The organism is Streptomyces sp. NBC_01433, assembly GCF_026340105.1.
Taxonomy (GTDB): Bacteria; Actinomycetota; Actinomycetes; order Streptomycetales; family Streptomycetaceae; genus Streptomyces.
This window is the reverse complement of record NZ_JAPEPM010000004.1, coordinates 14,760-37,851: the sequence shown is the minus strand read 5'-3', so window position 1 is coordinate 37,851 and position 23,092 is coordinate 14,760. Positions and strand designations below refer to the sequence as shown.

The window sequence follows — 23,092 nt, the reverse complement described above, 5'->3', positions numbered from 1 at the left end:
GGTCGGCTGCCTTGGCAGCCCAGTGAGTGCAGCGCGGCCTCCCACTCCTGGTCCGACAAGGTGCGCGGGACGTGCGCGGAGGCCACCTGGCCGTGCCCTGACGTCGCCGCGTGTCGCGATCCCGGACGTCCCGTGCCGCGCGACCCGGTGAACAGCCGAAGGGCCTTACCGGCCCGCCCTGCGGAACGAAGAATCCACGTCGCAGCACCCACCACCTCGCGGCGGTGACAGTGGTGTTGACGTTCAGCGGATGGCGGAGAGGCATGGCCATGGGCACAGACAGACGGGGCAGTACGCGGCGATGCGGCGAGCGGGCCGTATGAATGCCCAGCCGTCGATCTCGCGCCGGTCGCGGGCCTTCGCTCAGGAAAAGGCCCAGGTCCTGGCGATCGACGGGATGACAGGGCAACTGCGCTACCTGCCGGACAAGCACGGCGATGAGGAGATGGAACCGGGCGTGACCTGGCGAGAACACCTGGCCAAGGGCATGCTGCTGTGCCCGATACCCGGCTGCGGCCGGTTCGGCAAGGTCGTCGCTGGTGGTGACCGGCGCCATCACTTCGCCCACCCCAAGGGGGGAGGCAGCCACGAACACGGAACCGGCCCGGAGACGCTGTGGCACCTGAGCGCGAAGGACGTCCTGTACCGATGGGTCCAATCCCACCCGCACTTCGCGGACTGGACCCTGCACATCGATGACGCCCCCATCACCCTGCCGGACGGCTGGCGGCGCCCCGACGTGTTGGCCGTATCCCCGGACGGCACGGCCAAGGTGGCCTTCGAGGTCCAGTACTCCGAACTCAAGGGCACCGACTGGATGGCCCGCCACTCCTTCTACCGCGAGGCCGGAGTGATCGACATCTGGCTGTTCGCACACCACGGCCCCCACTGGAAACCCGCAAATGCCCGACAGCGCCGGCGCCGGGAACTCGCCTGGAGCGATCCCGGCTGGGTGGCCACCGTCCAGCTCGGCGGGCTGCGCCAGAAGATGCTGCGTGAGGGAGTGGTCCCGCTGTGGCTCGATCCGACTACTCAGACGGTCGGGACCCCGACGGCCCGCTTCCACCCCGCGCCCGCCCGGCCCGGCGAACACCGCCTGGAATCCACCGCCTACGACCTTCCGCCGAACAAGAGCTTCCCGGCCTGCCACATTGCCGCCGATGCGCTGGAACAGTGCCATGTGAACCTGGATACCCGTGAACTGATCACCCCGTCCCGGCTTGTGCATCATGACGAAACTCAGCGGCTACTGGGCGACGAGCAGGCCAGGAAACACGAGGCGGCGGCCCGGGCCGCCGCCGAGCACGCTGAGTTCGAGAAGCGGGAGGAGGCTGCGCGCAAGAAGAACGAGCAGGAACAGGCTGCCGCCGAGGCCCGGCAGAAGATGCCGCTGACTGAGCAGTACCCGTTTCTGTTTGAGCAGTCCAATCCACCGTTGCCCGCCAAGGTGCCGTGGTGGCAGCGCTGGTGGCGCAGGGCATGACCAGGCCACCGCTCACCTCCTGCCGCGACGGGCCGCTGCGTCCCGCGCCGCAGTGGCCGTGACCTGCGCAATAGGCTCGGTGCTGTCGCCGAACCGCGACGGGGGAGGGAAGCCATGATCAGTGCGAGGGCCTACTGGCACGAGGATGCGGCCTGCCGCAGCGCTGACCCGGACGAGCTGTTCGCGGACAGCACCCGGCAGAACCGGGCCAAGGCGGTCTGTACGGGCTGCCCGGTACGGACCGAGTGCCTGGCGGAAGCGCTCGACAACCGCGTCGAGTTCGGCGTGTGGGGCGGCATGACCGAGCGCGAGCGCCGGGCTCTGCTGCGCCGCAGACCCAACGTCGCCTCCTGGCGGCAGGCCCTGGAGAGCGCCCGTCGCGAGCAGGAACAGCCGCGCACGAGCTGACCGGTCGCTCGGCGGCGCAGATGGTCGACCCCTGCGGCTCGCCGGCCGTGTAGAGCGCCGCTCAACCAGGCGGCGGACTGAGCGAATGCCCAGGTCACACGCACAGGGGTGCGATACGTAAAAAGTAGCTTTCCGTGATGTATGGTCAGCCACGCTATACGAGAAGTATAGCGACAGGACGTTTTGAGGCCATCAGCCCGGGAGGGGTCATGCCCGAGGACACGCATCCGGCTAAGGGTGCGCCCCACGAGCCACCCACAGTCGAGGAACTCGAGGACTGGGTCCGCGACAACATCAAGGCAGTTCTTGCAGTGACGGATGAGACCTTCACTGACATCGGCACGGTCCTGGACCTGTCGGTCGCTGTGGTCGGTCGTCGCCAGCGCGGGGTCACCCCATGGTCGGTGGCCGAGCTCGGGCGACTGGCCAGGCACTGGCGCATCGAGGCATCTCTGATGTTCTCCCGGCGGACCGCTGACGTTCTCGCCGCATTGCCCCCAAGCGGATCGTGCAGCTGCGCGCTCCCAAGGGCCTGACCGCGACCACCAGGACCAAGACCCCGGTCGCGGCATGACATGGAAGCGGCCCGGGACCGTAGTCCCGGGCCACCAGAAGGTCTCGCGCTCTCCCTCGCTAAAGGCCGCGCGGGGCCTTCCCGAACTAGCCGTGATGCTGTGCTCCGCCTGCATCACCCCGGCCCAGGTTCCCCCGGGCGCGTCCTCCACTGTACTGGGGAGGCGTCGCCTGCGGAATGTCGGCGTACGGGGCGAGAGGGTGGAGCAGCACGCAACACGGCGGAAAAAGGACACTGTGCTGGCCAGAACCGAATCCCCCCACCCCGGGGGCCCCGGCCGCGCCTCCCCCCGCCACATCGCCCGCTGGTGCGCCGAGCAGGGCTGGTACGTCCACCCGCTCGCCCCGGGCCTGAAGATCCCGCCGGCGAGCTGCCTGTCCTGTCGCGAGACCATCGCCAAGCGACCCAACCCTCGCTACATCCAGCACGAGATCGAGGAGTGCCGGTGCATCGAAGCGGGCCGCCACTGCCACGGTGTGCGGGCCGCCACCACGGACCTGGCCCTGATCGACCAGTGGTGGGGTGAGAACCCTGAGTACGGGATCGGCGTCGCCGCCGGGCCCTCCAACCTGCTGATCCTCGATCTCGACATGCACCAGTCGACGCCGCCGGAGGCGGAGAAGATCTTGCCGGGCCTTTCCCTGCCCGACGACCTCGACCCTGCCACGATCTGCTCCGGGCTCGCCGTACTCGACCTGCTGTGCTCACTGCGCCGGGCTCCGCGGCTGACCGAGTCGCCCGAGACGTTCAGCGTCCGTACCCCCTCCGGCGGCCTCCACTTGTGGTACGCCGTTGAGGACGGCAGCCAGTGGCGCATGGACAGCCGCGGGCATCTGGGCTGGCAGGTCGACATCCGAGCCGACCGCTCCTACGCGGTCGCCCCCGGCACCTGTACCCGCGACGGCCTCTATGTGCCCGAGGGACCCTGCCGCAAGCCTGCGCCGCTGCCGCGCTGGCTCGCCAACGACCTCGCGCGGGCCGGGCTCAAGCACCGTGCCCCCCTGCGCCGGCCGCTCGCCCCCTGAACCTCCCGGACTTCGCGGCCGGACGCGGTTACGTCGCCGCCGCCGTACGAAAGGAACTCGAAGCCGTCGCCGCATGCCGCAGCGGCCGCAACGACCAGCTCAACCAGAGCGCGTTCAGCCTCGGACAACTGGTCGGGGCCGGACTGGTGAACCGCGACGACGTGCACCAGGCCCTCACCGAGGCGGCCCAGGCCGCCGGCGTGGACCCGAGCGAGACCAAAGCCCAGTCCACGATCCGCCGGGCTCTCGAGGCCGGCTCCCGGGTGCCGCGACGGATCGGGGCCCCGACGTGAGCGAGATGACCACCCAGCGCACCGTGCCTGCCCCCAGCCCCGAACGCGAGGGACACCAGCGCTCCGAGCCCGCCGCCTACCCCAGTGCCGCCCAGACCGCGGCCTCGCTGACCGCGCACCTGCCGCAGAGAGAGGAACGCGAATCCGACACCGGCCGCCCCCGGCAGGCCGACATCCTGCGGACGATCGGCGAGACCGGATTCCGCTTCGTCCGCAGCGATCAGACCATCTACGCCGTACAGATCGACGGCGGCCCCATCGCCCGGCCCATCCGCTCCAAGGGCGGGGGCGGAGGCACCGGATCCCTGCGCCAGTGCCTGATCCGCGAGTACGTCCAGAGCACCGGACGCACCCCCGCCCAAGGCAGCATCGCTGACGCGATCGCCGCGCTGGAGGCGATGGCGATGGACAGCGAGACCCAGGACGTACACCTGCGGGTCGCAGCCGACCAGGTCGACCGGTGGACGACCTGGCTCGACCTGGGCCGCAGTGACGGACTCTCGGTGTGCATCGAACGCGGCAGCTGGGCAGTGCTCATTCCCCAGCACGGCGAGGGCCCGCTGTGGCGGCGCAGCCGTCTGGTACACGAGCTGCCCGTACCCGAACGGTCTTCCGCCGGCTGGCAGCACGGAGTCGAACTGCTGCGCCGAATCCTGCCGGTGAGCACTGACTCCTACCCGATGGTCGTCGCCTGGTGCCTGGCAGCGCTGCGCCCGGACATGCCGCGCCCGCTCGCCGGGATCCTGGGCGAGCAGGGCACGGGCAAGAGCACCCTGTGCCGGATGATGGTGCGCCTGGTCGACGGCACCAAGGCCCACTTGCGGTCCGTGCCCAAGAGCGAGGACGACCTCGCGGTGACCACAGCGGCCGGGTGGTGTCTGGCGCTGGACAACCTCTCGGGCATGCCGGGCTGGCTCAGCGACTTCCTCTCGCGCACGGTCACCGGAGACGCCCTGACCAAGCGAGAACTGTACTCCGACGATGACGTGGTGATCCTGATCTACCAGCGTCCGGTGCTGCTGACCAGCATCGAAATCGGCGTCCTGCAGGGCGACTTGGCCGAGCGGATGCTTCCCATCCAGCTCGAACCCATCACCGGGAAGAACCGGCGCACCGAGCGCCGTCTGTGGGAGGCGTACAACGAATCCCACCCCGAGATCCTCGGAGGGCTGCTCGACCTGGCCGCCCTGGTGTGGGCCAAGATCCCGGAGGCTGCCGACAAGCTCGCTGAGCGCCCGCGCATGGCCGACTGGGCCGAGATGCTCTGGGCACTGGACGAGGTCACCGGCTGGCACACCCTGGACACCTACACCGGTGCACAGGAGGACCTCGTCGACGACGTCATCGAAGGCGACCCGGTGGCCACCTCCGTCCTGCGCTGGGCCACCAGCCAGCTCTCGCCCTGGACATGGGAAGGCCAGGCGGCCCAACTCCTCACCGAGCTTAAGGTGCCGCCCAACACCGACAAGGAGAAAGACTGGCCCAGGACCCCGGCCGTCCTGTCCGCCCGCCTGCAACGCGCAGCCCCCGCGCTGCGCCGCCGCGGGGTCGACGTCCGCAAGTTGCCGCGTACCAAGAGCGGCCGTCCCCTGCAGATCTCCACCGGGCCGGGCACGATGAACGGCTGACTCGTGCTGGGGTCCCGCGCCGTGGTGCGCGGGACCCCAGCACGGCCGCGGCCTGTGTCCTGCGCCGCGGCGCCGCGGCCAGGCAGGGTGAGGCATGCCGCCAGGTATGTCCTGCTGCGAGTGGGCATGCTGCCGACGTGACGAAGCGACAGCAGCCTGACCGCGTGTGTGTGCTGCCCGGTGAAACCGCATCTTCGAGGTAGCCGACTACCTCGAAGATGCGGTCGGCCTGCTCTGCCGAGCCGCCGAGGTTGCCGAGAGGTGAGGCGGATCGGTACGTCCTGCCCCACCTCACCTACCGCATCACGGAGCGCGCACTCGGCCGTATCAAGCACGAGACGCCGAGGAGGGCACCGCCGAGGTCGTAGAGCTGGTCGAAGGGTTCGGCCAGTGCTTCTCGCCTTCCCGCACCGTCACGGTCTTCGCCACCGACTTCGAGCGCGTGCTGACGGTCCTCACCCTCGACATCCCGGCCGGACGGGACATCGCCACGGCCTTCGCCCTGGAGCACATGCCGGGCTTCGACTTCGACGCCTCCTACAAGCAGCTGCTCGCGGTATGGCAGGCCGCCGGCGTCATGCCCTGAGGGCACGCAGGGAAGGCCGGGCCCGGGGCGTGAACCCTCCTCTCCCGGTCATTCGCACCGGCGCCGGGGGCGGTCGGTGGTGACGCACTCCGGGTGCGGTGACGCACCGGGTGACGCACTCGGTGACGCACTTACGCCGCCTCGAATCTCCTCTGACCTGTGCTTTCCTCCACCCATCCGCGAGTGGTGACGTGGGTGACGCACTTTTCACCTATCTCTCTGTGGGAGAAAAAAGAGACGAAAGGGGTGTAGAGAGATACCGGGAAAGTGCGTCACCCGCGTCACCGATCCTCGCTGCGGCAACAAAACGGCAGCTCAGGTGGGGTGCGGTGGGATCAGGGTGCGTCACCGAGTGCGTCACCTGCTCGTCACCCCGGCCACCGAGTGCGTCACCACCCCGGCGCAGCGGTGGAAGGGCCGTCGGCCGAGCCCGCCTCGACCCCGGCCAGCAAACGCCGGAGCGGTCTGGCCCCGGCCCTCCGCGAACTCCACACCTCAACTCCCCCTCTCCTGATGCCTTTTCTACCCCAGCTCGCCGAGCTGAAAGCGTGTGTGCCACGGCTCGGCGCTCCCTGAGATCGCGCCCGCACCCGCCGCTCACCTGCGGATGTCCTGGGCGGTCATGTCATCGCGCAGGCGAAGGTAGCGGACCGGATGGCGGTAGCGGCCTGCGTCCACGGCGGTGTCGGCAACGATCTCGGCAACGAACTCGGGCACGACGGGCTGGAAGACCAGCGGGTCGGAGGTGTGCCATCCGGCGGAGAACCGCCTGCCGTGCCAGGGATGATTCCGCCCGGCAGGACGCAGGACGCCGCCCAGCTCGGAGGAGGCGGCACGGTGCAGCGGTGAGGTGCGGCCGATCATGCGCAGACGGCCCCCGGCGTCGAACCGGCCCAGCAACAGGCTCGTGGGGAAGCGGAGGGTACCGGTCACGGCGCCGATGACCGCCTCGGTCGTTGTGCGGGCCCGCAGCTTGTCCCAGCCGCGCACGCCAGGCCGGTACCGGGACGCCGGATCCTTGATCATGATCCCTTCGACCCCGACCGCCCCCCAGGCCGAATCCAGCCAGGTACGGGCGACCTCGGCGTCGGTGGTCTGCGGGCACAACGTCCACGGTGCAGACAGTCTGTGGATGGCGAACAGCTCCTCCAGCGCCGCCCGGCGCCGGTGCAAGGGCTCCTGAAGCAAAACGGCCCCCTCGATCTCCAGGAGATCGAACACCACCAGATGTGCCGGCTGCTGCGCGGCCGCCCGCTCCGCCGAGGCTCCCCGGCGGCGGGAGCGCTGCTGAAGCGCCGCGAAGTCCAGCCGCCCGTCACCGCTCACGACGAGCTCGGCGTCCAGGACCGCTTCGACACCGAGCCCCGCCGCTGCCCGGGCCAGCTCCGGGAACGCCCCCGCCAAGGCGGCGCCCCGCCTGGACTGCAGGAACGGCATCGGCCGGGCGAAGACGACGACCCGGAATCCGTCGGTCTTCTGCTCGAACACGGCCTGGCGCCCGCCCGTGGGCAGCGCGCTCACGGATCGGGCCAGCATCGGCTCCAGAGGAGGGGACAAGCGCACCCCTCCACCCCTACGCCATCAGGGCCCGGGCCGCCTGGCGGGACGCCCGGCCGGAAATCGCAACGCTGCCTCCCGCCGGGCGGAACGGCCCGCACCAGCTGCCCCCCGGCCCCTCCGCCGTGCCGACACTGACTGCGACCAGGTCCGCCACGCGGATCGAGGAGAGGGGGAGCGCCGTGGAGGATATCGAGGCCGAGGACATCGCGGCCATGCGTGAGGAGGGCGACCTGCCGGCCTTCATGCGCCTACGGATCCGCCCGGCCCGCACTCCCGTCCAGGTCGTGGCGCTGTGGCAACGCTTCCCCGCGCCCGCCGGTCACATGATCGGCGCCTGGCCCTCCGCCACACCGCTGGACGGTGCACGTCGGCGGGCCCGGGGCGAAGCGGCTCTCTGCGACTGCCCCCGCTGCCGGGCACTCGGAGCCCCCTGCGAGGCCGACCCCTGCCGCTGCCCGCTGTGCGGCGCTCCCCGAGGAGCGGCCGCGTAGCGAGGCGAAAAGGCGGCCCGCGCCGGGCCTACTCCAGCCCGGCGTACGCGATGCTCAAGATCGTGATCGTCCGGGTCTGGTCGCCGATCAGCAGCACCACGGCGAGGTCGCCCGCGGCCCACAACCGCATCACACCGTCATCGACATCCCCGTACGGGAATGTGGCCGCCCGGGGGTCGCTGACCGAGTCGAGAAGGAACTGCGCGACCTTCGCCCGCGCCTTGTCCGGAAGATCCCGGTACACCCCGTGAAGGGTGGAGTCCATGTAGAGCCGGTACATGAATCAGGCGGCCTGGCTCTCCGTGATCAGACCGGTGACGTCGCTGTACTCGGGGGGCAGATCCCCGCCGTGCTCGTGCTGGTAGAGGTGCAGCTCAAGGCCGCGCTCGACACCAGCCTCAAGGCTCTCGATGACCTTGACCCATCGCTCGCCAAGCTCCGGGAGCTCACCGATCGGGGTCAGGTTGAACTGCTTCCAGAACTCCTGGCGCATGTCCGCTACGGGCAGGGCATGGGCGATGGAGTCCGGGGTCCACCCGTCGCTACCCAACATCACAACCGCCTCTACGTCGTCTCCTCCCCTCAGGGTAGCGGTCCGCCGCCGTCGGGCGGGAGACAACCGGCATGACGCCCCGGATCCACGCAGGCAGCACCGCTCGCTGCCTGCGCGCCCTGTGCCGGGACCCGGGCCCGAAAGCAAATCCCGCCAGGCGGGAGCGCCGGGCAGGACACCGACGCACGTGACGGGACAGGCCCCGTCCGCGCTGCCATCCATGCCGGCGCACCTGCTTGGCTCGCACAAGACCACGCCGGCGGCCCGAGCCCCGGGCGGTCCCGCCGCCAAGGAGGACTGGATGAACCGCCCGCGCCCCGGCCCCCGGACAACGTCCGACACCAGCTGGACAGCGCCAGTCCCGGGGAACAGCGGCGGTCTGCACGGCCGCCGCGGTTTCCACCACGACCACTGATCACGCGAAGGGGAGGGGCACACATGGAGCCCAGCGTGCTGAATCACCCGCGGATCGCGGAGATCGTCGACACCCTCGTCTCCGCCGGGGGAGGGCGCGTCACCTACGACACCGGCGGCGGCGGACGGGAAATGCTTATCGCCGCCGGGGCTCAGCTGGCGGCCGAGACCCGCGCCCCGCTGACGATTGTGGAGGCCCGGGTCCTGCACTCCGAAACCCGGGCCTTCGTGCGCGAGCTGCAGCCCGACATCCGCTGCGCGGTCATCTCCGCTGCCGAGGCGGCCCTCCAGCCGGCCGGCAGCATCAACGGCGTCCTGGCCGTACACGCCGACGTCCTGCGCGACGTGGACGTCCGCCAGCCGCTGCTCGCGATGGCGCACAGCGCCGACAACCTCATCGTGGCGCGCCACGACTACAGCGACACCACGCTCGATGCCCTCGCCACTCCCGGGCTCGTTGTCAGGCTTCGCGACCTGACGCCTCCCGCTCACCGCCCGGACCCGGTCGCGGTGCGCTGGGCGCCCCCGACATGGAGGAGCGAAAGCTGAATTTCGAGCTCATCGCGCTGTCCGAGCACGACGTGGCGAGCTTCGAGGGGTGGACGTGGACTGAGGCGATGCAGAACGTGGACCCTGACGAGGTCAGGAGCCGCCTCGCGCAGATGCGGGAGAAGCACGTGGGGCTTAGAGAGCTGATGCGCCAGCAGCCCCCGGACTCCTGCCCCGCCCCCCGCCTCCGGGATGCCCGCGAGCACGGGCCGGAGCAGTCCGCCGCACACCAACAGCAGGACACGCAGCGCCCGGGCCTCACCTGACAACTCCAGTAGGGGACCGTTTCCCGCGGTGGCCGCGCCCTCTGGACCCTCGTACGGCGACGGACACGGCACGGATTCACCGTCCGCCACTCCCGATGACAACGCGGAAAGGTGCCCACATGAACGAGGCCTTCAACGCTGAGGCCGCACAGCTCGTCGACTCGCTGGTGGCCTCCGGCGGGGGCCTCGTCTCCTACGAACTCGGAGCCCCTGGCCGGGAGATCGCCCTCGCGGCAGGTGTGCAACTGGCATCAGAGAGCGGCAGATCGCTGACGGTGGTCGACTTCCGCCACATGCTTCCCCAGATCCGCGTCACCGTCGCCGAGCTGGCCCCGGACCTGCCCTGCACCCTCCTTCCGCTCGGAGAGGCGATCGAACACCCGGAGCGTTTCACCGGCGGCATCCTGGTCCTCCACAGCGGCCTCCTGAACGACGCCGACACCCGCAAGGCCCTCCTCGCACTGGCCGGGACAGCCGACAGCGTTATCGTGGCCGCCCTCGCCGACGTCGACCAATCCGTGCTCAACTCTCTTCCCGGCCCCCGCTTCGTGGCGAGCGCCCCCGAGCTGATGCAGCGGCCTGGCCGCGTCGATCGCACGCCGGGCATCGACCTGCACTTCGAGGCTGTTGCGAACGTGGATCCGCTCGCCGGGCTGAAGGAGCGCAAGGAGCGATTGATCAGGCAGATCAGGCAGGGAGCACCGGGCGGGAGGGGCCAGTACCTGGAGGAGGTCCCCGAGACGGTCAGCTTCGAGGAGTTCGAGGAGCTCGCCGAGGCGATGCAGAACGCGGTCCTCGGCCAACACAGGCAGAACACCGGGGGGGCCGAGGAACAGCAGCGGCAACGGGCCGCAGAGCGGGCAAGCGCCGCCCTGCCTTCCAGCCTCCAGGAGCAGGACGGGGCCGTGCCCAGGCATGACGCCCTTGACGCCGGTCTGCCCGAACCAGGCTTCATGGGCCGCGGGGACGAGCACCGAATCGACGCCGGGGCCTGGGAAGGCGACATCGCCGCCTCCAAGGAGCGGTTCGTCGACCAGCTCAGCCAGGGACCGCAGGGCGACGGGTCCGAACTCGCAGAACTGCTGAGCAACGTGGACCCCGATGAACTGCAAGAGCGGATCGCGCAGTTGGCCCAGCAGCAGAGGCAGCGCGCTGAGGATCACCCTGCCCCCGGCTTCCCGCAGGAGACCACCCGCCAGCACACCCAGGAGCAGTCCGCCGCACACCACCACCACCACCAGCAGCAGCGCCAGAGCCCCGGTCTCACATAGAAGCCCGGCCGTCCCCCACCGCGGCTGGGCCGCCGCCCGCGCGCGGGCCATAGAGTGCAGCCCAGATGCGGTGCACGGCGAACAAGCGGTGCACGGCGAACAAAGGGGGGGGCAGGGTGGATACGGCCCGGTGGATGCCGTGGCGGCGCCCCCTCACGACGGCTGCCCGCACGATCGCCTCCTGGGACCCGGCCGTCCGCCTGCAGTCTCGCGCGCACCTGCTGTGGCTCGCCCAGCAGCTCACCGAAGCCCGCACCACAGCCCACAGCGCCCGGGGCCGCCCGCACTCGCTGCTGGCTGTTCTCGACCTCACCCTTGCGCCCCAGCTGTACGCCGACCACATGCCTGCCGGTGCACAGCAGCTCACCGACGCCCTGCGCGCCGCCCGCCGCACCGCCGGGCACCTGGCCGCCGCAACGCCCCGCGCTGCCCGGCGCACGCTCACCCACCTGACCGACGACCTCATACAGGCAGAGGTACTCCTCGAGCACGCCTGCAACGACGTGCGGGGCGCCGACCTGAGAACAGCGGACCTCACATACCTCTACCTCGGCGGACTGCGCTGGAATTCCGCCACCCAGTGGCCCGCACCGTGGCGCGACCAGATCCGTGCCGACTCCGATCCCGTGGACGGCGGCCACCAGGTCCGGGACGGCTGAACCACCCCGCACAGCGTCAGGCGCGGCCCTCGACTACTCCGTCCCGGCACCGGGCAGGACGCGGATATGGCGCTGCGGTACGGCAACGGCCGCCGTGCCGCCAGCGGAAGCCGGCTCGTACGGCGTCCACAACGGAGCATCCCGGTAGGGGTGGTTCTGGTCCCAGCGGGGCGCACCGGCCAGCGCTACCACCCGGCTCAGCGGAATCCGGACCGCGTGGTGCTCTCCGCCTGGCTTGAGCGCCAGCATCCCGTCACCGACCTCGTCGAGACTGCCGTACAGGCTCGCCCACACCCCGTCACCGTCCGTGGGCCCGCACCACATGTCCAGGCGCAGAACCTGCCAGCGCAGCCAGCGCCGAAGTTCCTTGAGGAACGCGGTCTGCTCGCTCCCGCCCGGGATCCAGCAGCCGTGGCCGTCGGCGAGGGAGGACGCGATCCGCGAGGCCCGCTCGCCGTCGTCGCCGGGCTCATGCCGGTAGCTCGACGCGGCGCGGGCGCGGCGCTGCTCCTCGACCGGCTCCGGCACGGCGTCCGGGGCGCTGTCGGCGTCCGTGGGCAGCACGGGGAAGGCGGTGCGCAGCAGCGTGAGAGCTGCCGCCGTATCGGTTCGGCGGCGGCCGGTGACGGGCCCGGCGGCCACGAACCGGGGCGGGTTGTGCCGGTCCTGGACTGCGGCCTGCTCCCTCTCCAGCTTGGCGACGATGTGCCCGGGCGCGGCGATGACCGCTGAGTAGGACGGCCCGGCGGCATCCCCGGCCCCGCTGAAGTAGCCGGTGCGCCGGTAGCCGAAGGGCACCAGCGGGCCGATCACCGGGGAGGCGGCGAGATAGGCGACGGGCGTGTCCCGGGTGTTGGTGAGCGGCCAGTCGTGGACGAGTAGCAGCCGCGGCCCTGTGTGGGCCGAGTCGGCCTCGAACTCCGTCTCCATCCGCGCACACGCCTCGGCGACCGCGCGCGGCCACCACACCGCCAGCTCGGCATCCGCCCAGGCCGAGGGGCTGTCGTACCCGCCGCCCTCGGTCTGCGGCGCCGGGAGACGGGCCACGTCCACGACGCGCGCCCCGGCCAGCTCCCGGGACACAGTGTCCTGCACCAGCTCGGCGGTCCGGGCGGCGTCCAGGCCGCGCGAACGGGCCGCCAGCCACACCCCGCTCACCAGCTGCCACACCTCGACCTCCGGCTCCAACTCGTACTGCCGTGCGCGCCGGGCGGACTTCCCCGCGACCGCGGCCGTCACCTCGTCCAGCACCCGCCGCTCCTGGCTGCCGGCCGTGCGGCGCACCGCATCGCGGGCGCCGTTGTAGGCGTCCACCTCCGGGCAGTCGGCCGCGTACCCGGTCAGGAACTCGGCGAACCCGGCGGCCAGTTCCTTGCGGGCCGCGGCCAGCGTCCGGGCGTCCTTGGCGAGCTTGCGGTCGGTACGCGCCTGCTTGAGCCAGGCCTCGAACTGCTCCTCGTCACGGGGCTGTTGCTGGGCGGTGTAGCGGGCGTAGCCGAGCCAGGTGCGCGCCGCCCGGTCCCCGCAGGCGCGCTGCAGGGCCGCCGCCTTCTCGGCGGTGAACGCGGCGGCCCGCCACAGGGCATCCGGCGCGCCGGGCAGGGTGACGGAGCACTTCTTGCAGATCTCGCCGAAGACCTCGAACAAGGGATAGGTGGCCGCGTCTGCCGCGGGCCGGGCGTAGCGGCAGCCGTCGTAGGAGTAGCGGCGCAGATCGGAGTGGGGGACGTGGTACTTCCCGCTGCCTCCGCCGGTCAAGGCGATGCGGATCGCGGCGAGCGCGGGCAGCTGAATGCCCAGAGCAGAGAAGCCCTGGGCGGAGATCGCCGAAAGGGACCGGGTCATGGATCAGCCCTCGTGTCCGGCAGCAGAGGCGAAAGGGCGCAGCCGCAGGAGCGACATACGCCGCCACGACGATACAGGGCAGCAATCGCACCGCGTGACGCGATCGCCGGCACCCAGGGGGTCTGGGGGAGAAGACGGGCGAACCCGGGTACTGGCTGCGTCGGCAACGCAGGCGCAGCCGGCCCGGGCCAGTCGGGCGCGCGCGAACTGGACGGTACGGACGCGGCGCAGCCCGGCCTACAGCCCCTACCGGCGAAGGCTGCCGCTACGGCAAAGCCGTCCCAGCGGTACGGGGGCATCCACTGGGACGGCTTCCTCCAGCGTACGCACCGATGCCCGCCGCGCGGCCGAATATGGAGAACGTGTCCGGATGCGGGTGCCCCGTTTTCTTCGCCGCTCGTGAACTTGCAGGTCCTGCCGGTGAGGCTGAGCCGGTCACACCGGGCCCATCTCCAACGGCTCGATGGCCATCGCCCGGTTGGCGCGCACCAGAGCGTCCAGGCCACCTGCCTTCAAGGCGGGGCGGACCAAGCACTCGACGGCCACCTTGGCGAGCTGCGGCACGCGTACCGAGGTGCCGACCAGCTGGCGGACCCGCTGGTAGGCCAGGGCCCTCTCGTGCTCGGTGTCGCCCCCGCGCACGACAGCCATCAGGTCCGCGGCCTTCGCCAGACGGCGGGAAACCTCGGGCTCGAGATACGACGTGCCCAGGCGCCGCGCGTGAGCGCGGGCGATACGCCAGGACACCTCCAGCTCGGCCACCGCCGCGTGGTACGCAGCAGCCAGATCCTCGCCCGCGCCGTGGCGCACGGCGATGCGGGCATCGTCGGTGTCGATCCTCGCCCGGTCGAACCGCTCGGTCTCACTGATGGACGGATCGTTCAGCGCGGGACACTCCAGCGCCGACAGGAAGTCCACGAGATGCTCACCGAACTCCTCAAGCACCGCATCGTGCCGTGCCACAACGGACTCGATGCGCTCCTGCACCGCTCTCTCAGCCTGCTGAGCCTTCCTGTGGCGGGCCTGCCGGCGGCGCCACGCACGGACACTCACCGCGAGGACGACCCCGACCACCACGGCGGCGGCGAGTCCGCCGACCACGAGCCCGATGGCCCGCCATGGTATGGACACCGACGACTGCCGGTCCGCACCACCGTCCGCGTCGGGCAGCCGCGCCTGGACGACCACGGTGACCACGGTCACGAGGACCGCGCCCACCCAGTGGGCCACGGCACGCTGCCAGGCCTCGCGCCCCTCATACGTTGAGGACGACCGCGCGCACGCTCTCAGCGTGCTCAGCGCGGCGACCAGCAGCGTCATCGTCGCCAAGAGCGAGAGAAGAACGGGGATCGTACGGCTCACCGGGGCTGACCTCCTACGGGCACCTGGCCCTACGGCCTGGACGACGAGGGCGGCCCCTCGCCCCCGCAGCCTGTGGCACATCCCGCCCCACCTGTCCCCGATGGCGCTCCGCATCCCGCCCGGCGGAACGCGACAGAAGGTGCTCCGCGTACGCGGTCCGCCGGGCGGGACGCCGGGTCCTCACGGCGTTCACCAGTACCCGGGTGCCGAAAACTGCCAGCACCGAGCGGGCTTGAGGACAACCGGGGGCAGCGCATGGCAGCGGACGATCTGCTGGTGGTCGGGCTCGACCTGGACACCGGGCGGGAAGTCCACATCGAGGACCGCCCGATGGACCAGTGGCGCACGCTGGGCTACCGCCACCGAGAGAGCCTGGTGTGCGCGGCGTGCTTCCACGGCCTGGACGGGACGGTGCCCGGCACACACGTTCCGCTGATTCCGAAAGGGAAGATCGGCGGTGCCCGGCGCCACCACTTCGCACATCCGCCGCACATGGCCCCGCCCGGCGGCCACCGCCCCGAGACCCTCTGGCACCTGGAGGCCAAGGCCCAGCTCGAACGGTGGGCGCGCTCACTGCCGGGCGTCGTCCAGGTCCGTCAGGAACAGTGGACCCCTGGCCGCGAGCGCCGCGCCGACGTCGATGTCCAGCTCGCCGACAAAAACCGGATCGCTCTGGAGGCCCAGAGCGGCCTGATCACCGACCAGTTGTGGCAGCACCGCCATCGGGACTACGCCGAAGCCGGCATCCGCGACCTCTGGTTCATGCGCCCGGGCACGGCACTGCCCCACGTCCTGCTCGCCGAGCAGACCCCGGTGTGCTTCCTCGACCTGTCCGACCGCGCGGTCCGCGTCGTGTGGGGCCGGCCCCACACACGCTCCGGCCGCTGGTGGGAGAGCGAGGACCCGGCCGTCTACGCCCTGCACCACCCGCCGTGCCCAGGAGATGATCTCCACGAGGAGACCGTCGACTTGGCCGAACTCGGCCTGAGTGCCGCGGGGTTGATTCTGCCGGAGAGCCTCATGCGCCGCCTTGCCGACGAACGCCGCAGGGCGCGTCGCGAGGCCGACGACCGCAGGAGTGCCGAAGAGCAGCAGCGCCGCCGTCTGGCCGCGCAGGCGGCCAGCAGCCCGGACACCGCCCCGCTCTCGTCCATCGGACCGGCCCCCCGGCCACGCCCCGCCGTCGCGCCGCGCACCGTCCGGCCGCGCTGCGCGGTGTGCGGCGGTCGCCTCGCCGACGTCCTGGCCTCCTACGGCGCGCATGTCTCGATCCGCACCGGCGACGGCTGGATGGACTGCCTCGACCGGCCGTGCACCCCCCAACGTCCGCAGCCGATCCCCGACACGCCCGCACACGACGCCCCCGCCGCGTCCTGGCCGCACGCCGCCTGAACCTGGGAGTTTCCATGCACACCACACTGATCCGGCTCAGTGCGCCCGCCGCGCCCGTTCCGCACGCCCCCGCGCCGCGGGGGCCCGGCGAACTGCGCGCCGCCCGCCGCGGGCACCGGCCCTTCACGCAGCGCAGGGCGCTGCCCGACCGCGCAGAGCGGTGATGCAGACGATGAGCTGGATACGGGACCGGTTCTGGAGCCACTTCGTCGTCTGCTGGGTGCTGACGACCGCCGTCCTCACGCGGTGGGGAAGCGGGCCGGATCTAGGTCTCCACGCCATCCCCCTGGCCGTGATCGCAAGCTGGGCCTGGACACTGCACTGCGTTCGTGACCGCCGCGTCCAGGTGGCCGACGGCTTCCGGGCCCAGCACCACACCTGGAACAGCCTCCTGCGCTCCCACCCCCCACACGATCCCAGCCCCCTCTACCGCGAGTTCGTACAGCGGATGAGCCATGCCGAGCAGCACCTGCGCGCCGTGGCCCGCCAATACCGCCTGCAGCGCCTGAGTATCGCGTTCACCGACGGCTGGCACCCCGACGGCGATGGAAACGACGCCGCCTCCATCAGCGACGGGCGCCGGAGTCACTTGTGGCTGGGCAGCAACTGGTTCGGGCCCGAGGAGACCGTCCACCTGCCAGTCGTCCTTGAGCACGAACTCGGCCACATCCTGCGCCGTGACAACCAGCGCGCGACCGTACTCCAGGCCGTCGGGGTGCTCCTGGTGGTCATGGCGACCGCGTGGCTTCCCCTGCCCGTCGCCGTCCTGACCGCAGCAGCACTCCGGCTGCTGTACATCGGGTGGTCGTGGCGCAGCGAGCTCGCCTGCGACGCACGCGCGGCACGTGCCTGCGGCCGCGACTCCGTGATCCTCCTGTGGAGGCGCAACACCGAGCTGCTGCGCACTCTCCCGCGGCCCACGCGCCTGTGGCACAGCCTACGTTCGGCCTCCACCCATCCCCCGGTCCGGCTGCGCATCTGGTGGGCCCAGCACCTCAGCGCACCCGCCGCCCCTAAGCCCCACCCCCTCGCCGCGCTGCCCGATACCCACGACAGGATCCGGCCCCTCGCCGCCTGAGCGTGACGCCCGGCCGATCCCGTGCGACGGCCCAGGAACACAAGGCGTCGGCCCACCCTTCCCGGACGGCGGGAGCTGCGCAGTACGCGCCGTCCACGGCCGAGGAAGGCTGCGCACACTGCCCGGCACGATCGACACAGAAGGGCCCGCTCATGCCGGTGATCAGCGTCATCACGCCCGTCCATCCCGCCGCCGCTGGATTCGTCGACGAGACCTACCACTGCCTCGCCGGTCAAAGGCTGCCTGCCGGCTGGTCCTTGCAGTGGCTGGTGCAGGCCGATGGCCCCGTCGACCTGAAACACCTGCCGGACGAGCCGTGGATCTCCACCGGCACCGGACGCCCCGGCGGTGCCGCACGGGCACGGACTCTCGCCCTGGCCCGGGCCAGGGGAGTGCTGCTGCGTCAGCTCGACGCCGACGACCTGCTTCCCGACCCGCTCACCCTGGCACGCGACATCCACACCCTGATCGACAATCCGACCATCGCCTGGGTCGTCTCACCCTGCTTGGATCTCCGCGCGGACGGCTCCACCGCCCTGGGCCCCTACGACCCCGCTCCCGGTCTCCTTCCGCCGCGCACACTGCTCGACGGGCTGCTCGCCGAGCGACTTCCGGTCATGGGGACCACGATCACCCTTTACACCGAACTGGCCCGCGCACTGGGCGCCTGGCCCGCCCTGCCCTATGGCCAGGACGTCGCCCTCAGCCTCAACGCGGAAGCGGTGTCCGCCGGCTGGATGCAGGAGCAGCCGGGCGAGCTCTACCGCCAGCACCCCGGCCAGGCGACCCTGTTCCGCCCGGCCGGGGAACGCCGGATCGCCCGCAAGGTGCTGGCGGACCAGGCACAAGCCCTGCACCGAACCGACTGGGCCTACCGCCCCCCGGCCGAGGTCCTCCGCGAAGGTCCGGGCCACCCGAAGGCCCCACCGCTCGCCAGTTGACCACCGAACCAGCGGGGCCACCCAGGTAGGCCCGGACCTGCCCGTCGGTAAGCAACGCGCGGACTAAGAGCGCGTCTTCGGAAGTGACCGGTCGCCGGTCGGCACGCAGCTCGGCGGGCCAGACGCTGTCCAGGGCGACGTCGACGGAGTCCATGGGGCTCAGCGTGGCAGCCGGCCGGCCCACGGGCACCCGATTCGGCCCCGGCCCTGATCGACTCGCACCGGGCGTCGGAGCATGGCCGGCGCCCGGTCGTGAGTCAGTGCTTCGGCTGTGGGTCGATGTAGTCGAATCCCTGGGACGCTCCGATGCGCATGACCAGGGACCTTGCGGCGGCCTGGGGGTGCTGGGCGATCCACGCGCACACTGAGGGCGGCAGGTCAGCGGTGTTCTCCGGGTTGTCGGGCAGCGTCGAGTGGCAGACGGTCCACCCCTCGTCGTACGACCCGTCCGGCCGCAGCCCGAGAAGTTCACGGCGCCGCTCATCGCTGAGCCCGGCAGGGTTGCTGCGGCGCCCGATGCACGTAGTGCACTTGCCGCTCATGACGCGTGTCTTCCCGGTCTCCGGGTCGAAGACGGACGGGGCCGCAGTATCCGAGGGGCCAGCTTGTACCGGCCGGGCAGGAGGCGCTGGTCGCGGCGCGTGGTTGGCCGGATCCTGACAGAAGTTGCGCATGCTGATCAGATCGTTCCCAGGGGTGGCCATCGCCTTCTCCTCATCCGTACACGTCGGCCCGGATTCTGTCAGATCGCCGGGAGAGCGGACCGCTCAACGGCCTGACCCGCACGCCGCGTGGGGCCCTGTCAGGCCAGGGTGTCGTGCCAGCGGCGGGAACCGTCGGCCAGGTCGTCCAGAGCGGCGCGCAGCTCGGTGGGCAGCGGCTCGGTGCTGTCAACGGCACGGCGCAGCGCCGCGATGAGCTCGGCGGCCGCAGAGCGCGGGTAGAGGTCGATCACGGCGAACATGCGGACGTGCAGAGCACGATCGAGCTCGGCCACATCCTGCTCTTCCCCGACGCGCGCCGCCTCCAGCTCTTCGGGGTAGGCGCCGTGCCGCAGCAGCCCGGGCAACGGACGGCCGACAGCGGTGCACGCGCGTCGGACGAGGCGATGCCCACGCACCACGACGGCAACGGCCACCAGACCGGCCCACGGGCTGAACAGCCACCCCCGGAAAGCGGCGCTCCCGCTCAACGCCCAGTCGGCAGCTACCACCACCGCCACGAGTACACCCGCGGCGAGGACGGGCACCGCCGCAACCCGCCGGATCCTGCGACGCCACGGCTGCGCGGCCGGCGCGCTGCCGACGACGGCCACGGGCGCGTGTGCCGTGTGATCCATGCTTGCTCGCCCCTCCCTTGTGGTTCGTCGATGGTAGGCCAGCCGCACCGTGGGTGTCGGCCGTGAACAGCGGCGTTGGCTCTCCGCAGGGCAGCTGCGACCGCAGACGGCAGGGCCGGCTCCGCGCTCGGAGCGAACCCCAGGCGGCCGATGTCAACTCCGCGCACTTGATGGCCCTCTGCGGGTACGTCAGATTCGGCCCGGGGCGGTCATCGCGTCGGGCAGGATGGCGTTATGTCCCTGAAGACCAGTCCTGCACGATGTCTGCGCTGCGGAGATCCCCACACCGAAGGCGACGGCGGATGGAACGCCGACTGGCGCCAGGGCCGGGGCCACGGGCTGGTGTGCCCCACCTGCCAGACGCCCGAGGAAGCCGCCGAGGCGTCGGTGAAGACCGCCTACCTCGACTACGACAACGCGGCCGTCGGCAGCGACGGAGCAGCGCGCGTGGCCCCCTTCGGCGGATGGCACAGCGTCCAGGCTGCCCACCACCCCGTGGTCGACAACCCCGCTATCCATCTCGCGGTGACGGCGGAGAAGAGCCGCCTGCTCATCGCGGTCGCCGCCCACAGCGACGCCGCACTGCAGAGAGTCTTCGCCGACGGACCGTGCAGCACCGTGGCCCGCGAGGCACTCGACAAGGCCGGAGCCGTTCCGCGCGACCGGCGGATTGCGGTCCGGCCGCTCGACGGCTGGCCCCACGACAGCGTGATGGTCGCGGAAGACCATGCACTGGCCGCGGACGGCGAGGACCGCGGCGAGCTGGTCCTGGGCTTTGCCCGCGAGATGAATCCTCACCTTCTGGACGCGTTCGCGCCCTGGGCCGCCGACGCCATGCGCCGGCACATGAACACGGTCCCGGAGCGGGGGCCCGCCGCCCTGGAGAGCATCACCGCCTCGGCGCTGCCCGCTCCCCGCCTCGGGCGCCCCCCGGCGGCACCCGACGAGGGCTTGGTCGTCGGCGGACCCGCCTGGCAGCGCTTCTGGTTCGGACCCGCCAGCCAGGGCACCGCGCCCGCCACGGACTTCGACTTCACCACCGCGCTGAAGCAGTTCCGCTCCCGGGTGATGAACGACAGCGGCGCCGCGCAAGTCCTCGCCCAGGAGCATGGCCTGCACTGGGAAGATCTCCCGGCCGACCAGCAAGAGCCGATGCACATCCCCGGCCGGGCATCGGCAGATCCCGGTCTGGACGTGGCAGCCCTGATGCTGCGCACCCGCACCGAGGACTGGACCTGGGACGGCGCCTACGCCCGCGTCACACCCCACCGGCTCACTGAGGACCTGACCGACCTTCACTCGACGGACGTCAGCGCCCTGCGCTGGGGCCTGGTCGCCCCCAGGGCGTTCACTCCCGACCGCCGGATCAGCCCGCAGAGCAGGTCCACGCACGCGCTGGCCGCCGTGACGACCACCGCGGCCTACCTGGCCGTGGATCACACCCACTTCATCCCCGAATACCTCGCCCTGGACGTAGCCACCACTGCTGCCCTCAGCGCGAACAACCGGGCCGCCCTGCGGCTGCCCGGACCCTGGACGATGGTCCTGCACGAGCCGGTGCCACTGGCCGCCGTCCATGCCGACGACGAGGGACTCGATGCGCTGCTCGGCGGGGACCAGATCCCGCAATCCAGCCACGCCGTCCTGGGCGGCGTCCTGGCCGCGCACCCGGACCACACGATCGACACCACCCTCGGCCTCATCCTGATGACGGCCGTCCACGCCCAGCGCGGCCGCCAGTGGTATCTGCAGCCCGCCGCATACGGGGCCCACGGCGCAGGCCGCCTGCTGTACTCCTACGCCGCCCAACTCGCCTTCGCCAAGTGGCGCAAACCACCGGCACCACCTGCTCAGGAGCGCGGAAAGCCCGGCTCGACGAAGGCCCTCAAGCGCCTGGCCAAGCACCCGGACGCCCGCGCCGGAGCACTGCACCGCATGAACATCCTCGACTACACCCCGCCCCCCGCCGAACCCCGCCCCGAAGCCGACACGGCGAGCGCCCCCGGGACGGGCCTGGAATACGGCACCTGGCGACGAGCCAAATGGACAGAAAGAACACGCATCGGCATCCGGGACGAGAACGACAGACTCGTCGGCCCGGTCTACAAGGACGGCGCCATCGAGGGCGAGACCTACACCCGCGGCTCCGTCTTCCGCCCCCGCACCCGCGTACGCCCCGACCTCCCGCTACGCCCCGACACCCGCACCGTCTACCGGCTGCGCGACACACCCCCAGCAGAAGGTCCCACCGGGAGCGCAACCTCCTGAGGGCCTGTGCTCCCCAGGCGCCGTGCCGGTCACCCGGGCCTCCGCCCCTGCTGCAACAGGGCGATCAGCACGGAGTTGGGACAGCCAGCGTTCTGGTGGAGCGACCACGCCTCGTCCCAGAGGAACACCAGAGGCCTGGCATGAGGGCCCCGCGCGGCCCGGAATCGCTCGATCGGCGCCGGCGCCGGCGCCTCGCCGACCATGTCCGCGCCAGGGAGCGCCTGCGCCGCGACCGGAACCTCCCGTCGGCTATGCGGCACGGCTGCCGTGCACCCGGCCGCCGCGAAAACCCAGCCGCGCGAGCACACCACCCGTCCCGCGCAGCACGGCCACGCCGCGCGACACGGAACGCTCCAGCCACGCCCCAACACCGACACCCTGCCCTTGAACCGTGGGAGCGGCCGGAGAAGAGCCGTTGAGGAGCTGCGCGAGCTGCACCTCGACGACCTCCAGCCGCCGAAAGGCCTGCGCAAGCTCGGACTGCGCGACATCCGGCCCTTCCTCGGACACATACAGAGCCGCGCTGTACGCGTCGGGCCGCACCCGCCCCTCCTGCGTCAGGACGTCCATCGCGGAGCGCACGACCGTGTCGGATACGCGGTACTGCCGGGCGAAGCTCTTCTGGGTCGGCAGCTTCGATCCCACCTCGAACTCGCCCAGGCTGATCCTGTGCCGTATCGCCGCGGCGACCTTCAGATACGCCGAAATCCGGATGTCCGTGACCACGTGAACCCTCCTGTCGATCGCGCGGTCGCAACGCGCCCGCCCGGAATGCCCCTCCACCCAGGTGCGAGCGGGAGGGGCTGGCTCACTGTGTACCGCGCCCCGCCGCCGTTATCCGTCCGCCCGGGGTAGGCGTGCCGCGCTGGTGGACGCCGAGTTCGGTCTGCGTCCCTCCACGCGGGACCGGTCGGCGCCGATCGTGCTCGGCTTCCTCAGGAGAACCTGACCTATCCCAGGAACGAGCGTGAACAGCCAGCCGGAGCAAGAACGCTGGAGCTGCCGGTCCGTCCTGCGCAACCGGAAGTACACCGCTCGCACCGCTTCTCCCGCCAAGCGGGACAGAACTCCTCATCGCCGCAAACGAGCTGCTGAGGCCGCCCACAC

25 protein-coding genes are annotated in these 23,092 nt (G+C 71.3%); 17 read left to right on the top strand and 8 right to left on the bottom strand.

Annotated elements, in window-relative coordinates; genetic code table 11:
* Positions 1–319: 319 nt before the first annotated feature.
* The 7 genes from OG413_RS39755 (at position 320) to OG413_RS39725 (ending at position 5,997) form a co-directional block, all read left to right on the top strand.
* Positions 320–1,483: a competence protein CoiA family protein gene (locus tag OG413_RS39755; protein WP_266814382.1), complete on the top strand. Its 1,164-nt coding sequence runs from the start codon at positions 320–322 to the stop codon at positions 1,481–1,483.
* 114 nt (positions 1,484–1,597) lie between these two features.
* On the top strand, positions 1,598–1,891 hold the full coding sequence (locus OG413_RS39750) for a WhiB family transcriptional regulator (protein ID WP_266814380.1): 294 nt from the start codon (positions 1,598–1,600) through the stop codon (positions 1,889–1,891).
* A gap of 209 nt (positions 1,892–2,100) precedes the next feature.
* A complete protein-coding gene (locus OG413_RS39745) occupies positions 2,101–2,427 on the top strand; it encodes a helix-turn-helix domain-containing protein (RefSeq protein WP_266814379.1) in 327 nt (108 codons plus the stop codon).
* 274 nt (positions 2,428–2,701) lie between these two features.
* Positions 2,702–3,490: a bifunctional DNA primase/polymerase gene (locus OG413_RS39740; protein ID WP_266814377.1), complete on the top strand. Its 789-nt coding sequence runs from the start codon at positions 2,702–2,704 to the stop codon at positions 3,488–3,490.
* 146 nt (positions 3,491–3,636) lie between these two features.
* Positions 3,637–3,783, top strand: coding sequence for a hypothetical protein (locus OG413_RS39735; protein ID WP_266814375.1), 147 nt, complete (start codon positions 3,637–3,639; stop codon positions 3,781–3,783).
* Positions 3,784–3,788: 5 nt separating this feature from the next.
* A complete protein-coding gene (locus OG413_RS39730) occupies positions 3,789–5,411 on the top strand; it encodes a hypothetical protein (protein ID WP_266814976.1) in 1,623 nt (540 codons plus the stop codon).
* Positions 5,412–5,853: 442 nt separating this feature from the next.
* A complete protein-coding gene (locus OG413_RS39725; RefSeq protein WP_266814373.1) occupies positions 5,854–5,997 on the top strand; it encodes a hypothetical protein in 144 nt (47 codons plus the stop codon).
* A 597-nt stretch (positions 5,998–6,594) separates the two neighbouring features.
* Here OG413_RS39725 and OG413_RS39720 read toward each other — a convergent pair.
* The gene (locus tag OG413_RS39720; RefSeq protein WP_266814372.1) at positions 6,595–7,560 is read right to left on the bottom strand and encodes an ATP-dependent DNA ligase; all 966 of its coding nucleotides are present in this window, start codon (positions 7,558–7,560) and stop codon (positions 6,595–6,597) included.
* A 176-nt stretch (positions 7,561–7,736) separates the two neighbouring features.
* On the opposite strand from OG413_RS39720, the gene OG413_RS39715 reads away from it, so the two are divergent.
* Complete coding sequence (locus tag OG413_RS39715; RefSeq protein ID WP_266814370.1) at positions 7,737–8,048, top strand: hypothetical protein; 312 nt, start codon at positions 7,737–7,739, stop codon at positions 8,046–8,048.
* A gap of 28 nt (positions 8,049–8,076) precedes the next feature.
* On the opposite strand, the gene OG413_RS39710 is transcribed toward OG413_RS39715, so the two are convergent.
* Both OG413_RS39710 and OG413_RS39705 read right to left on the bottom strand, forming a co-directional pair.
* On the bottom strand, positions 8,077–8,313 hold the full coding sequence (locus OG413_RS39710) for a hypothetical protein (protein WP_266814368.1): 237 nt from the start codon (positions 8,311–8,313) through the stop codon (positions 8,077–8,079).
* Positions 8,314–8,331: 18 nt separating this feature from the next.
* Positions 8,332–8,601, bottom strand: coding sequence for a hypothetical protein (locus OG413_RS39705; protein WP_266814366.1), 270 nt, complete (start codon positions 8,599–8,601; stop codon positions 8,332–8,334).
* Positions 8,602–9,051: 450 nt separating this feature from the next.
* Between OG413_RS39705 and OG413_RS39700 the strand changes: the two genes are divergently transcribed.
* The 4 genes from OG413_RS39700 (at position 9,052) to OG413_RS39685 (ending at position 11,760) form a co-directional block, all read left to right on the top strand.
* Positions 9,052–9,564 (top strand): hypothetical protein, encoded by a 513-nt coding sequence (locus OG413_RS39700; RefSeq protein ID WP_266814364.1) that lies wholly within the window; start codon positions 9,052–9,054, stop codon positions 9,562–9,564.
* The gene (locus OG413_RS39695) at positions 9,546–9,830 is read left to right on the top strand and encodes a hypothetical protein (protein WP_266814362.1); all 285 of its coding nucleotides are present in this window, start codon (positions 9,546–9,548) and stop codon (positions 9,828–9,830) included. Before OG413_RS39700 ends, OG413_RS39695 begins: the two co-directional genes overlap by 19 nt.
* Before the next feature lie 119 nt (positions 9,831–9,949).
* The gene (locus OG413_RS39690; protein ID WP_266814361.1) at positions 9,950–11,101 is read left to right on the top strand and encodes a hypothetical protein; all 1,152 of its coding nucleotides are present in this window, start codon (positions 9,950–9,952) and stop codon (positions 11,099–11,101) included.
* 116 nt (positions 11,102–11,217) lie between these two features.
* Complete coding sequence (locus OG413_RS39685; RefSeq protein WP_266814359.1) at positions 11,218–11,760, top strand: hypothetical protein; 543 nt, start codon at positions 11,218–11,220, stop codon at positions 11,758–11,760.
* Positions 11,761–11,793: 33 nt separating this feature from the next.
* Here the strand turns inward: OG413_RS39685 and OG413_RS39680 are convergent, their stop codons facing one another.
* Both OG413_RS39680 and OG413_RS39675 read right to left on the bottom strand, forming a co-directional pair.
* Complete coding sequence (locus tag OG413_RS39680) at positions 11,794–13,605, bottom strand: hypothetical protein (RefSeq protein WP_266814357.1); 1,812 nt, start codon at positions 13,603–13,605, stop codon at positions 11,794–11,796.
* A 435-nt stretch (positions 13,606–14,040) separates the two neighbouring features.
* Positions 14,041–14,967 (bottom strand): hypothetical protein, encoded by a 927-nt coding sequence (locus OG413_RS39675; protein ID WP_266814355.1) that lies wholly within the window; start codon positions 14,965–14,967, stop codon positions 14,041–14,043.
* Between the two features lie 255 nt (positions 14,968–15,222).
* Between OG413_RS39675 and OG413_RS39670 the strand changes: the two genes are divergently transcribed.
* The 4 genes from OG413_RS39670 (at position 15,223) to OG413_RS39655 (ending at position 18,378) form a co-directional block, all read left to right on the top strand.
* Positions 15,223–16,359 (top strand): competence protein CoiA family protein, encoded by a 1,137-nt coding sequence (locus tag OG413_RS39670; RefSeq protein WP_266814354.1) that lies wholly within the window; start codon positions 15,223–15,225, stop codon positions 16,357–16,359.
* 14 nt (positions 16,360–16,373) lie between these two features.
* Positions 16,374–16,523, top strand: coding sequence for a hypothetical protein (locus tag OG413_RS39665; RefSeq protein WP_266814352.1), 150 nt, complete (start codon positions 16,374–16,376; stop codon positions 16,521–16,523).
* An 8-nt stretch (positions 16,524–16,531) separates the two neighbouring features.
* Entirely contained in the window at positions 16,532–17,437 is a 906-nt protein-coding gene (locus OG413_RS39660; protein WP_266814350.1) for a M48 family metalloprotease, read from the top strand.
* A 152-nt stretch (positions 17,438–17,589) separates the two neighbouring features.
* The gene (locus tag OG413_RS39655; protein WP_266814348.1) at positions 17,590–18,378 is read left to right on the top strand and encodes a GltA; all 789 of its coding nucleotides are present in this window, start codon (positions 17,590–17,592) and stop codon (positions 18,376–18,378) included.
* A 257-nt stretch (positions 18,379–18,635) separates the two neighbouring features.
* Here OG413_RS39655 and OG413_RS39650 read toward each other — a convergent pair whose 3' ends face one another.
* On the bottom strand, positions 18,636–18,920 hold the full coding sequence (locus tag OG413_RS39650) for a hypothetical protein (RefSeq protein ID WP_266814346.1): 285 nt from the start codon (positions 18,918–18,920) through the stop codon (positions 18,636–18,638).
* Positions 18,921–19,180: 260 nt separating this feature from the next.
* On the bottom strand, positions 19,181–19,717 hold the full coding sequence (locus tag OG413_RS39645) for a hypothetical protein (RefSeq protein WP_266814344.1): 537 nt from the start codon (positions 19,715–19,717) through the stop codon (positions 19,181–19,183).
* Between the two features lie 234 nt (positions 19,718–19,951).
* Here OG413_RS39645 and OG413_RS39640 point away from each other — a divergent pair, with 234 nt between their 5' ends.
* Positions 19,952–21,985 (top strand): hypothetical protein, encoded by a 2,034-nt coding sequence (locus OG413_RS39640; protein WP_266814342.1) that lies wholly within the window; start codon positions 19,952–19,954, stop codon positions 21,983–21,985.
* A 249-nt stretch (positions 21,986–22,234) separates the two neighbouring features.
* Here the strand turns inward: OG413_RS39640 and OG413_RS39635 are convergent, their stop codons facing one another.
* Positions 22,235–22,711 carry a GntR family transcriptional regulator gene (locus OG413_RS39635; RefSeq protein ID WP_266814340.1) on the bottom strand — a complete coding sequence of 159 codons (477 nt, stop codon included), beginning with the start codon at positions 22,709–22,711 and terminating at the stop codon, positions 22,235–22,237.
* Positions 22,712–23,092: the final 381 nt, after the last annotated feature.

Excerpts from the sequence above, each read along its gene's own strand:
- OG413_RS39705 (WP_266814366.1), bottom strand. The coding sequence starts at position 8,601 with ATGTTGGGTAGCGACGGGTGGACCCCGGACTCCATCGCCCATGCCCTG.
- OG413_RS39640 (WP_266814342.1), top strand. The coding sequence starts at position 19,952 with ATGTCCCTGAAGACCAGTCCTGCACGATGTCTGCGCTGCGGAGATCCC.
- OG413_RS39660 (WP_266814350.1), top strand. The coding sequence starts at position 16,532 with ATGAGCTGGATACGGGACCGGTTCTGGAGCCACTTCGTCGTCTGCTGG.
- OG413_RS39650 (WP_266814346.1), bottom strand. The coding sequence starts at position 18,920 with ATGAGCGGCAAGTGCACTACGTGCATCGGGCGCCGCAGCAACCCTGCC.
- OG413_RS39745 (WP_266814379.1), top strand. The coding sequence starts at position 2,101 with ATGCCCGAGGACACGCATCCGGCTAAGGGTGCGCCCCACGAGCCACCC.
- OG413_RS39680 (WP_266814357.1), bottom strand. The coding sequence starts at position 13,605 with ATGACCCGGTCCCTTTCGGCGATCTCCGCCCAGGGCTTCTCTGCTCTG.
- OG413_RS39665 (WP_266814352.1), top strand. The coding sequence starts at position 16,374 with ATGCACACCACACTGATCCGGCTCAGTGCGCCCGCCGCGCCCGTTCCG.
- OG413_RS39645 (WP_266814344.1), bottom strand. The coding sequence starts at position 19,717 with ATGGATCACACGGCACACGCGCCCGTGGCCGTCGTCGGCAGCGCGCCG.
- OG413_RS39710 (WP_266814368.1), bottom strand. The coding sequence starts at position 8,313 with ATGGACTCCACCCTTCACGGGGTGTACCGGGATCTTCCGGACAAGGCG.
- OG413_RS39730 (WP_266814976.1), top strand. The coding sequence starts at position 3,789 with ATGACCACCCAGCGCACCGTGCCTGCCCCCAGCCCCGAACGCGAGGGA.
- OG413_RS39690 (WP_266814361.1), top strand. The coding sequence starts at position 9,950 with ATGAACGAGGCCTTCAACGCTGAGGCCGCACAGCTCGTCGACTCGCTG.
- OG413_RS39655 (WP_266814348.1), top strand. The coding sequence starts at position 17,590 with ATGCCGGTGATCAGCGTCATCACGCCCGTCCATCCCGCCGCCGCTGGA.
- OG413_RS39750 (WP_266814380.1), top strand. The coding sequence starts at position 1,598 with ATGATCAGTGCGAGGGCCTACTGGCACGAGGATGCGGCCTGCCGCAGC.
- OG413_RS39670 (WP_266814354.1), top strand. The coding sequence starts at position 15,223 with ATGGCAGCGGACGATCTGCTGGTGGTCGGGCTCGACCTGGACACCGGG.
- OG413_RS39695 (WP_266814362.1), top strand. The coding sequence starts at position 9,546 with ATGGAGGAGCGAAAGCTGAATTTCGAGCTCATCGCGCTGTCCGAGCAC.
- OG413_RS39755 (WP_266814382.1), top strand. The coding sequence starts at position 320 with ATGAATGCCCAGCCGTCGATCTCGCGCCGGTCGCGGGCCTTCGCTCAG.